This window comes from Paenibacillus sp. D9, assembly GCF_001188365.1.
GTDB lineage: Bacteria > Bacillota > Bacilli > Paenibacillales > Paenibacillaceae > Paenibacillus_O > Paenibacillus_O humicus.
Genome location: NZ_JZEJ01000001.1, coordinates 83831 through 94303, shown reverse-complemented (window position 1 = coordinate 94303; position 10473 = coordinate 83831). Strand labels below are relative to the sequence as shown.

Sequence of the window (10473 nt, the reverse complement as noted above, 5' to 3'; positions counted from 1 at the left end):
CCCTCCAGCGGCTTCGACGCGGCTGGAGCGGCTCTCACCGTCATCAACGCGCTGTCGCTGCTGCTCGCAATTACGAGGCTCTCGCCGTGGTGGCTTGCCGTCAGCCTGCTCTCGCTGATCGTCCATGTATGGCATATCCGCCGCAGCCGGTCCCCCTTCCTCAATTCCGGACTGCTGAAAAACCGGAGCTACCGCAAGCTGCTGGCCGTCGGCTGGTGCGTGCTCGTCATGAACCTCGGCAATCTGTTCCTGATGCCGCTCGCCCTGGCCGATCTGTACGGGCGCTCTCCGCTGGCGATCGGCCTCACGATCGCTCCGGGAGCGGTCCTGTCCGCGATTCTCACGCCGTTCGTCGGCCGCTGGATCGACCGCTTCGGCAACCGGCTGTTCCTGCTCATCGGGCATGGCGTGCTGGCCGGGGTGCTGCTTGCCCAGATGCTCGGCGTGTCCCGTTCCGCCGCCTTCATCCTGTGCGGCTATCTGCTGTTCTCGCCGGCCATATCGGCCTCGACCGCATCGCTGAACAACGAGACGTCGCAGCTGCTGCCGAGAGAATCCCTCGGCTCGGGGATGGGCTTCATGCAGCTGATGCAGTTTTTCGGAGGCTCGGTCTCCACCGCCGTATGCGGCCTGCTGCTGCATCATTATTCCGCTCTGCCCGCTGCCGACAGCTATTCCAAGGTTTATGCCGTCCTGCTGGGAGTCAGCCTGATTTCGTCGGCCGTGCTGGCCTGGTACTGCCTTGCGTCCAGGCAGACTCGCGGCGGCGAAGGCACAGCCGGAGCCGTATGACGAATTCGATGGACAAGAAACAAGCCCGGGAGCAATCCCGGGCTTGTTCAGCATGCCGATGAAGGCGCATCGGAAAACCGGGCTTCGAACTGGCGTGCTCCACGCTTGCGCGGCTGGGGTGTATTCCATTAACTTGACCAATAGTCATTTATCCGCATACAATGGAACCATTCGTTCCGCTCGATTGCAACGAATCGATTTTTTTAAAAAAAGATGCTGTATGTAGAGCGACATTTAAACCGTGTACTTTGGGTCATAAATCAATACAGTCCACTTTCGGCCGAATTTACGTTGTCTGGAGCTGGTTCCGATCAACCGAGAAGAGAAGAAAAAAGCGACCCGAGACGCCATCGTCCGCTGCGCGCTGGAGCTGTTCGCCCGGCATGGATACGCGGAGACGACAGTCAACCAGATTACCGATCATGCCGGCGTAGCCAAAGGAACCTTTTTCAATTATTTTGAAAGCAAGGAAGAGGTGCTCTGCGACATTCAGCTGACGTTCGCTGCCGAGGAGCTGTCGAAGCTGGCGGAGCATCCCGGTCCGATCATTCCGCTCGTCCGCGAGTTCCTGATGGATATGTGCCGCAAGCTTCCGCCGGACCGTCCGCTCATACTCGCATTGAACCAATCGACGCTGACCAACCGGAAGCTGCTGGAGCTGGAAAAAACCAAAAACGAGCCCTTCAAGGAGATGCTCGCCGGGATTATCGCCTCCGCCCAGCTCAGAGGAGAGATCAACGCTTCCATCCCTGCCCGGATGATCGCGGATCTGGCCGTACAGACGTATGACGGCGTTCTGCTTTACTGGGGCAAGGGACTGGGAGACGATCGGCTGTCCAACCAGATGGCGATCAGCTTCGAGCTGTTTTTCAAAGGCATCGCGCCTTGAACGTGAATTCAAAACGAGAGGAACGTGATGGGATGAATATGGAGACATCGGCTCCGCGCCGCAAGCTGGGGAACTCGGATTTGATGCTTTCGCCGCTCGGGCTTGGCTGCTGGCAGTTCAGCGGGGGCAAAGGCTTGATCGGCAAGTTTTGGCCCGCGCTGCCGAAGCCGGATATCGTCGAGATCGTCCAGACGAGCCTTGCGGGAGGCATCAACTGGTTCGATACCGCCGAGGTTTACGGTGGCGGGAAATCCGAGCAGATGCTGGCGGAGGCGCTCAAGGAAACGAACAGCCCTCTGGCGGAGGAAGCCCATATTGCGACAAAATGGTGGCCGGCGTTCCGAACGGCCCGCAGCATCGGCGCGACGATCGGGGTCCGGCTGCAAATGCTCGATCACCGCACGATTCATCTTCATCAGGTGCATCAGCCGTTCTCCTTCTCGTCGGCAAGAAGCGAAATGAACGAAATGGCGAAACTGGTGAAGCAGGGCAAAATCGAATATGTCGGCGTCAGCAACTTCTCCGCGGCCAAAATGCGCGAAGCGGACCGGGCGCTCAAGGAGCATGGACTTCGCCTCGTCTCCAACCAGGTCAAATACAGCCTGCTGGACCGCAGAATCGAGCAGAATGACAGCCTGGATACGGCCAAGGAGCTTGGCGTTGCGATTATCGCTTATTCGCCGCTGGAGCAAGGGCTGCTGAGCGGCAAATTCCATCGCAGCGAAGCGCTGGTTCGGGCCGTCAAGGGGCCGAGAAGGTGGAGCTCCGGCTTCCGGGCTGCCGGCCTGAAAAAATCGCTCCCGCTCATCGAGCTGCTGGAGCATACCGCCGCCAAGCATGACGCGACGCCGACCCAGGTCGCTTTGAGCTGGATGATTCATTTCCATGGCCAGACGGTGTTCGCCATTCCGGGAGCGACAAAGGTCAAGCATGCGGAGGAGAACGTCAGCGCGATGAAGCTCTCCTTGACACGGAGCGAGATCGAAGCCATCAGCGCCGCTTCGTGGGATGTGCTCAAGAAGAAATAGGCGGAAGCAAGCCCGGGAGCGATCTCGGCATGTTTGGATCGGACGCCGAAATCGCTGCCCGGACCGGCTTCTCGGCGCCAGCCGCAGGTTTGGAGAACCGGGGGCACTCATGATATGATTTCATCGACCGTTCAAGTTTTTAAACCTTTGGACTATAGATAGAAGGAGGAGATTCCCATGGGCAAGCTGGCGCTTCAGCATCTGCGGGAATGCCTTCCTGTCTTTCAGACGCTGGGAGATTCCAACCGTCAGGAAATTCTGATGCTGCTGCATGAGCATGGAACCTTGACCGTGAACGAGCTGACCGACAAGCTCCGCCTCTCGAGGCCCGCCGTCTCCCACCATCTGAAGCTGCTCCTGCAGGCCGGACTCGTCGCCTGCGAGCAGCAGGGCACGCAGCGCCATTACTCCATCACCCTGGGGGCTTCCGCCGCGTTGTTGAAGAAGCTTCTCGCCGCACTGGAAGAAGACTGCCTGTAAGCCATCCTTATTGTCGAGGAGGAAGCTGGATGAATACCGTTAGCCCCCCTGATGCCGAAGCCGTTCTTCAAGAGCATCGCCGCTTCTTCGCCACCGGCGCCACTCTTCCGATCGCCTTCCGCATCGGGCAGCTTAACCGGCTTGGCGAGGCGATACGCCGGTATGAGCAGCGCCTTAGCGAGGCTCTCTACCAGGATCTGCACAAAAGCGAAACCGAAGCCTATATGTCCGAGATCGGGTACACGCTCAGCAGCCTGCGCCTGATGACGCGCAAGCTCAAGCGCTGGGCGAAGCCCGAACGGACCGGCACCCCGATATTCCAAATGCCGGCCAGCAGCCGCATCCTTCGGGAGCCGTACGGCACCGTGCTCATCATCGGCCCGTTCAACTATCCGTTCCAGCTGCTGATCGAGCCGCTGCTCGGGGCGATCGCCGCCGGCAACTGCGCCGTGCTCAAGCCTTCCGAGAATACGCCCCATGTGTCGGCTGTCATCGCGGAGCTCATCCGGGACACGTTCGACCCTTCCTATATCCGCCTGATCGAAGGCGAGAAGGAAACGACCGCAGCTCTGACGGCGGCTCCGTTCGATTACATCTTCTTCACCGGCAGCGTGCCCGTCGGCCGCATCGTCATGGAGGCCGCGGCGAAAAATCTCGTTCCCGTCACGCTGGAGCTTGGCGGCAAAAGCCCCGTCATCGTCGAGCGTACGGCCGACCTGAAAACAGCCTCGCAGCGGATTGCCTGGGGCAAGCTGATGAACGCCGGCCAGACCTGCATCGCTCCGGACTACCTGCTCGTGGACAAATCGGTCAAGCAGGAGCTGACAGCCCGGCTGAAGGAAGCCTTCACCCGCTTTTATGGAGAAGATGCCTCCGTCAGCCCGGACTTCGGCCGGATCGTGAACGCCCGCCAGTTCGACCGGCTCGCGGACGTGCTGGAGCAGGACAAGGAAACCATTCTTCACGGAGGCAAAAGAGACCGGGACTCTCTCTATATCGAGCCGACGCTGCTGGAGGCCGACTTCCACCGCTCGGCTTCCATGCGGGAGGAGCTGTTCGGCCCCCTGCTTCCCATCCTCGAGTACGAAAGCCTGGATGAAGCGATCCGTCTCATCAACAGCCGTCCCAAGCCGCTGGCTCTCTATCTGTTCACCTCCAGCAAGGAGGTGGAAGAGGAGGTGCTGGCCCGCGTGCCGTTCGGCGGAGGCAGCGTCAATGACACGATCTCCCATATCGTCAATCCCGAGCTTCCGTTCGGAGGCGTCGGCAGTTCCGGCATCGGCGCTTACCACGGGCGCCACAGCTACGAGCTGTTCTCCCACAAGAAGAGCGTCATGAAGCGCAGCACGAAGTTCAACTCCAGCTTCCTGTACCCGCCATACGGAGACAAGCTGAAGTGGATCAGGAAGATTTTGAAGTAGCGCCGCTTCGCAGGAGCCTGTGTTCTTCCCGTAAAGACGCAGGCTGCCCGTTTTCCTCGAGCTTCTCCGCTCCGGCAGGAGAGCAGGCCCGGAAAAACAGCCGATGGAGAATTTTTTAAACCTGTCCATGTCCATGAGGCAGGTTTTTTTGCTGCGCGCAGATGGCTGTCCAACCGGGCGCCGCATCGGCTACAATAAGGATATCGAGGAAAAAATTATGATCGGAATCATGCGCATGCTGAAAAGGATGGTCACATGAATAGACTTAAAAAAATTGTTATCATCGAGGATGAAAAGGATATTTCCCGCATCCTGCGGGATTATTTGACCCGCAACAGCTATGAAGCCGCCGTGGCCGGAAACGGCCGGGACGGCTTGAAGATCATCGAGCTGCTTCAGCCGGATTATGTCATTCTCGATCTCATGCTTCCCGATATGGAGGGCATCGAGCTGTGCCGCGAGATCCGGGAACGGAGCGAGGTGCCTATTCTCATTCTGAGCGCCCGCACCAGCGATACGGACAAGGTGCTCGGGCTTGGCTTCGGCGCCGATGACTATATGACAAAGCCGTTCTCGCTAAGCGAGCTTCTGGCACGCATCAACGCTTACTTCCGCCGGCATGACCGCCTGGCCGCGCCGGCCCATGATCCGGATTGGCTGCGCTTCGGAGGACTGGAGCTGGACCGCAAAGCCTATAAAGCTATGGCAGACGGGCAAGAGATCGCCTTGTCCGCCAAGGAATTCGAGCTTCTGTTCCATATGGCCAGCCACAAAAACCAGGTGTTCTCAAGAGCCCAGCTGCTGGACGCGCTGTGGGGACATGCCGCCTATGGCGATGAGAATTCAGTCACCGTCTATATCCGAAGGCTGCGGGAAAAGCTTGAGGCCGACCCTTCCAATCCCGTCTATCTCAAAACGGTATGGGGCGTCGGCTATAAATTCAGCGTCGACTAACAAATGCGTCTGGGGATGAAAAATGTCATTTCGCAACGGGTTCAAACGATGGATGGCAGCTGTCCTGCTGCTGCTTCTCCTGCTTGCCGGAAGCACCGCCTATATGGCGGCGAAGGATTTCTCCGCAGAACGGGAGCCTTCTCCCGCCCATGTCATGAATCAGGTTCGGCTGGCGGTCAATCCGCTTATGCTCTATCTCGAGCAAAACCACGAAAGAAGCGGCACCGAAGAGGCGCAGGCCGAGCTGAAGAGGCTGGCGGCCGCGAGCAAGGTGGACCTGGCCTACGCCCGATTGGACGGGACGGTTTCCTTCCGCTCGTCCGACTCCCTTCTTCCAGGAGTGGACAACGCCAACCGCGAGCTTCACTACGACCTGTATTCGGCCAAGCGGGAGTTCAAGATCGCTTTTCCGGTCTTGGACGAAATTTCGCAAAAGCAGGTCGGAAACGCCATTTACTTCCTGGCGAAGGACAGGCTCGTCCAGCCGGAATCCGCCCTTCGCCCCGCCCTTCTGCTGCTTGTCCTTGCGGTTTCTTTCCTCTCCATCGCCAGCCTGCTCTTCTACATGAGATGGAGCATAGACCGCCGCCTCCTATCTCCTCTCGTCCGGCTCAAGCGCCATGCGGAAGAAATCCGGAAAGGAAACTACGGGGAGACGGCCGCCTATCCGGAAGCGGGCGAGATGGGAGATCTCTATGCGATGTTTGACGGGATGCGGATGGAGCTCCTGCATTCGAGCATCCGGAAGAACAAGCAGGATCAGGCGCAAAAGGAACTCATCGCCAACATTTCCCATGAGATCAAAACGCCGATTACGACGATAAAAGCCTATGCGGATGCCATTCTCGAAGATGTCTGCACGGATAAGGAGACGATGCTCGACTATGTCGGCGTCATGCGGTCCCATATCGATAAGATGGGCCGGCTGACGGAGGATCTCCTCCTTCATGCCCTGCGCGATCTGGGACGGATCGCTGTGGAGCCCAGGGAGCAATACAGCCGGGACGTATTCCGCCGGATGCTGACGCCTATCGGCCATTATGTGCGGACAAGCGGCCTGTCCTATGTAGAGCCGGAGAATATGCCCAATGTGCTGATCGGGATCGATGCCGTCCGCATCGAGCAGGTCATTTCCAATCTTGTCTTCAATTCCATCAAGAACTCCTCTCCCGGCGACACGATTCAAGTGGATGCAGGACTGGAGGCAGGCAAGCTGAAAATCACCGTGTCCGACACGGGCAGAGGCATTCTGCCCCAGGACATGCCCTTTATCCTGGAGCGTTATTACCGGGGTCAACCCCCTTCAGACAGCGGTATGATTCCCCAAACAGGGACCGGAATCGGCCTTTCCATCTGCAAGACGATTGTCGAGGCCCACGGCGGCTCCCTCTCCTTCGCCAGCAAGCAGGGCCAAGGAACGGCCTTTTCCTTCACTTTGCCCTTGTCGTGATCGGCTCTGTAATATTTCCGCAATAAGTTGATAAGCTTTCTAAAAGATCCGGGAGGTACACTCCTTATCATAGACAATCCGGGAGTGATGCTTCGTGGCCAAAAGAACGATCCTGCGCGCCAAAAACCTCAGCAAAACCTATCAAACCGGCAAGGAGCCCTATCATGCCATCCGCAATGTGGATCTGGACATCTATGAAGGGGATTTCACCGTCATCATGGGCAATTCGGGCTCAGGAAAGTCCACCTTGCTCTATCTGCTCAGCGGACTCGACCAGGTGTCGGCAGGCGAGGTGCATTTCCGCGACCGGCGCATCGACCATTACAGCGAGAAGGAGCTTTCCGAGTTCCGGGCGGCAACGATCGGTTATGTCTATCAGGGCATCAACCTGGTTCCCGATCTATCCATCCGGGACAATATCGCTCTGCCCGGCTATATCGCGGGCCGCAAGAAAAGCGCCGTAAAAGCAAAAGCGGCCGAGCTGATGCAGGCGATGGAAATCGACGGACAGAACAGCCGGCTTCCCTCGCAAACATCCGGCGGCCAGCAGCAGCGCGCAGCGATAGCGCGGGCATTGATCAATTCGCCGGACATCATCTTCGCGGATGAGCCGACCGGCAGCCTGAACATCGAGCAGGGCACCGCCGTGCTTGATATTCTGACCCGCATCAACCAGGCCGGACAATCGGTAGTCATGGTCACGCATGATATCAAGGCTGCCTGCAGGGCGGACCGCCTGATTTTGATCCGGGATGGAAAAGTCGGCGGCATTCTCGAATTCGACAAATATGACGGCAGCGACACCGGGGACAAGGAATCCATCCTCTTTGCCTTCGTTACCGGGAAGGAGTGATCTCCATGGCTGCAATCTGGCTGCTGTGCCGCTCCCGCCTCAAGAACAGCAAAACGCAAAACCTGTTCGTCGCCCTGCTCATCCTGCTGTCCACCCTGCTGGTCGCGACGGCGGCGATCGTCATGGCCAACACAGGCCGCTCGTTCACCGACATGCACGACAAGACCCATGGATCGCATCAGCTCCTATTGCTGGAGAAAGGACTGCATGATCCGCAGTTCGTCCATCAATGGTGGGAGGCGCAGCAAGGCGTCGAAACCTCCCGGCTGCTGCGCTTCCGGGCCCTATCCGGAATTACCTACAACGGCCATGACGCCCCCAATCTCTATCTGTACATGATGAATACGCCCGAACCGCCCCTGCTCGTGGACACTCTTGTTTTCGCGCAGGGCGTCCAAAGCGATGCTCCGGAGAGGGGAACGGTATGGATTCCAACCTCGATGGCCAATTCGTACGGAATTTCGGTCGGAGACAAGATTTCCTTCCACACCGGATCGGGGCAGCTGCAGCAGCGGGTTTCCGCCGTCGTGATCGACGTCCCTTTCGGAGCGCCGTTCACCAATACGGCCCGCATATGGATGAACAGCGACGATTACCGGGACTCGATGACGCCTCTCCCAGGCACAGACAGCAGCATGATCGGGCTTCGGTTCGATGATTACAGCAGCCAAGCCGGTTATTGGGACCGCTTTGCGCGGGAGCTTGGCGGACCTTTCCTCGAAACAAAAATGGAGTTCGAGGCCATCTCCTCCTTTTACCTGATCATCAATCAGATCATCGGCTTCATCATGATTGTCCTCGGGCTCGTCATGATGCTGATCGCGCTGATTACGATCGGCTTCACCCTATCCGACGCCATTCTCGCCCACTACCGAACGATAGGCGTGATCAAGTCGCTCGGCCTGACCTCCCGCGGCACGGTCCTCGCCTATGTATGCCAATACGGCCTGCTGGCCTGCCTGGGCATCCTTCCGGGGCTTGCCCTCAGCATCCTGCTGTCCAAAGCGATTCTGAACCTGTCCGTGTCCTCCTTGAAGACGAAAAACGAGGAGCTGGCTGTTCATGGAATCGGCACGGCCATGTTCGTCGGACTGTTTGTCTTCGTCCTGGTTGTCCTGTTCGCGGCCTGGCAGGCCGGCAGGACCCGCTCCATCCAGCCTGCCCAGGCGATTCGGTACGGCATGTCCGAAACGGAAAGCAGACGGGCCGCAGCGTTGAACGAGGCTGCCGCGAGCCGGCTTGAATTCGGGAGGCTGCCTGTGTTCGCGGTCATCGGCTTGAGAAACCTGATCAAGAACCGAAAAGTCTCCGCTCTCATGCTGGCGCTCACGATGGCGGCCTCCTCCGTGCTCGTGCTCGGTTATGTCCTGCTGAACAGCATCATCCACATTCAGCAGACGACAGCGAAATGGGGCTACGACTCCGCCAATGTCGCGGCGATTGTCGTCAATAAAACCACGTTCTCCCGCAGCGATTTCGAGCGCGCCTTATCTGCCGACCCCCGCATCAAAAATGCGAGCTGGCAGGGAAACCGGACCGCGGTCGTGAATCCGGAGCCCTCTGGCCGCGGCAAAGCGGCCGGCAGACAGCCTTTGAGCCTTTATTTGAGCGTCCTGGACGGCAGCTACGAGCAGATGGGCTTCGGAACCTTGAGCGGGCGCAATCCCCGCCAGAACAATGAAATCGCCTTGGGCGTCAACGTGGCCAAAACGTTGGACAAGGAGCCGGGCGACTTCGTGGACATCTACATCGAGGGCAAAAAGCAATCGCTGCTCATCACCGGCGTCTATCAGTCGATCGCCAACGCCTCGTATTCGGCGCGGGTGACGATCGAGGCCGTCCGGGCGGCAAGTCCGTCCTTCAACGATATGGACGTGTCTCTGATCAACGTCAAGGACATCGAGGCGGCTGAAGCCGTCGCGAGCGGCCTCGACGCCGCCTTCAAGGGCTCCGCCTCCGTCGTGACGCAGAAAACGCTGCTGGATTCCGTCTTCAAGGAAGCCGCCGACATCCTTGTCTATCCCATAAGCCTGCTCGGAGCGCTGTTCGTCCTCGTGGCCTTCATCATTATTTACAGCAGCTGCCGCATCAATATGCGAAGAGAGAGCAAAACCTACGGCATCTATAAATCCATCGGAATGACCTCAACACGGATCCGGATGTCCGTCGCGCTTGGCATAACGGCTCTTGCGCTTCTGGGATCCATGCTCGGCATCCTCGTCGGCGTTTATGCGCTGCCCCTCCTGCTGGAGAATGTTCTCGCCGGCTACGGCATCGTCGAGCTGCCGGTCATACTCCACTGGGCCGGAATTCCGGCCTTTGCATCCATTCCTGTCGCCGCCGCCTTCGCGGGCTCGTGGGCATCGTCCAAAGCCATACGGACGACCTCCCCGCGCATTCTGACGGCAGAATAGCGGCCTGCCCCTCCATATTTCCATAAAAACACCCCCCTCGGGAGTGGATCGGAACGTTCCGATTTCCATTCCAAGGGGGGTATTTCAGCAAAGCGCCTGTGCCAGCCCAATCCGGGCATTATCCCGGAGGCTTGAGCGAAGCTCGGCTTACTGGCCGTGGCGCCGCCTTCGATGACGAACTCGCCTCTCCTC

9 protein-coding genes and 1 pseudogene are annotated in these 10473 nt (G+C 58.6%); all 10 read left to right on the top strand.

Going from position 1 to position 10473, the window contains the following annotated elements; all coding sequences use genetic code 11:
* A partial coding sequence (locus tag VE23_RS27190) for an MFS transporter (protein WP_232316742.1) occupies positions 1–792 on the top strand: 792 nt, incomplete at its 5' end.
* A gap of 259 nt (positions 793–1051) precedes the next feature.
* Positions 1052–1261: pseudogene (locus VE23_RS27795) on the top strand (TetR/AcrR family transcriptional regulator); the annotation flags it as partial.
* A gap of 6 nt (positions 1262–1267) precedes the next feature.
* On the top strand, positions 1268–1681 hold the full coding sequence (locus VE23_RS00410; protein ID WP_048748162.1) for a hypothetical protein: 414 nt from the start codon (positions 1268–1270) through the stop codon (positions 1679–1681).
* 38 nt (positions 1682–1719) lie between these two features.
* Positions 1720–2709, top strand: a complete 990-nt coding sequence (locus tag VE23_RS00405) for an aldo/keto reductase (RefSeq protein WP_232317041.1) — start codon at positions 1720–1722, stop codon at positions 2707–2709.
* Between the two features lie 177 nt (positions 2710–2886).
* Complete coding sequence (locus tag VE23_RS00400; protein ID WP_048748163.1) at positions 2887–3189, top strand: ArsR/SmtB family transcription factor; 303 nt, start codon at positions 2887–2889, stop codon at positions 3187–3189.
* Between the two features lie 29 nt (positions 3190–3218).
* Positions 3219–4610 (top strand): aldehyde dehydrogenase, encoded by a 1392-nt coding sequence (locus tag VE23_RS00395; RefSeq protein ID WP_049867050.1) that lies wholly within the window; start codon positions 3219–3221, stop codon positions 4608–4610.
* 255 nt (positions 4611–4865) lie between these two features.
* A complete protein-coding gene (locus VE23_RS00390) occupies positions 4866–5564 on the top strand; it encodes a response regulator transcription factor (protein ID WP_049867049.1) in 699 nt (232 codons plus the stop codon).
* Positions 5565–5586: 22 nt separating this feature from the next.
* Complete coding sequence (locus tag VE23_RS00385; protein ID WP_049867048.1) at positions 5587–7014, top strand: sensor histidine kinase; 1428 nt, start codon at positions 5587–5589, stop codon at positions 7012–7014.
* Positions 7015–7108: 94 nt separating this feature from the next.
* Positions 7109–7867 carry an ABC transporter ATP-binding protein gene (locus VE23_RS00380; protein ID WP_021879301.1) on the top strand — a complete coding sequence of 253 codons (759 nt, stop codon included), beginning with the start codon at positions 7109–7111 and terminating at the stop codon, positions 7865–7867.
* Between the two features lie 5 nt (positions 7868–7872).
* A complete protein-coding gene (locus VE23_RS00375) occupies positions 7873–10281 on the top strand; it encodes an ABC transporter permease (protein WP_049867047.1) in 2409 nt (802 codons plus the stop codon).
* Positions 10282–10473 lie beyond the last annotated feature (192 nt).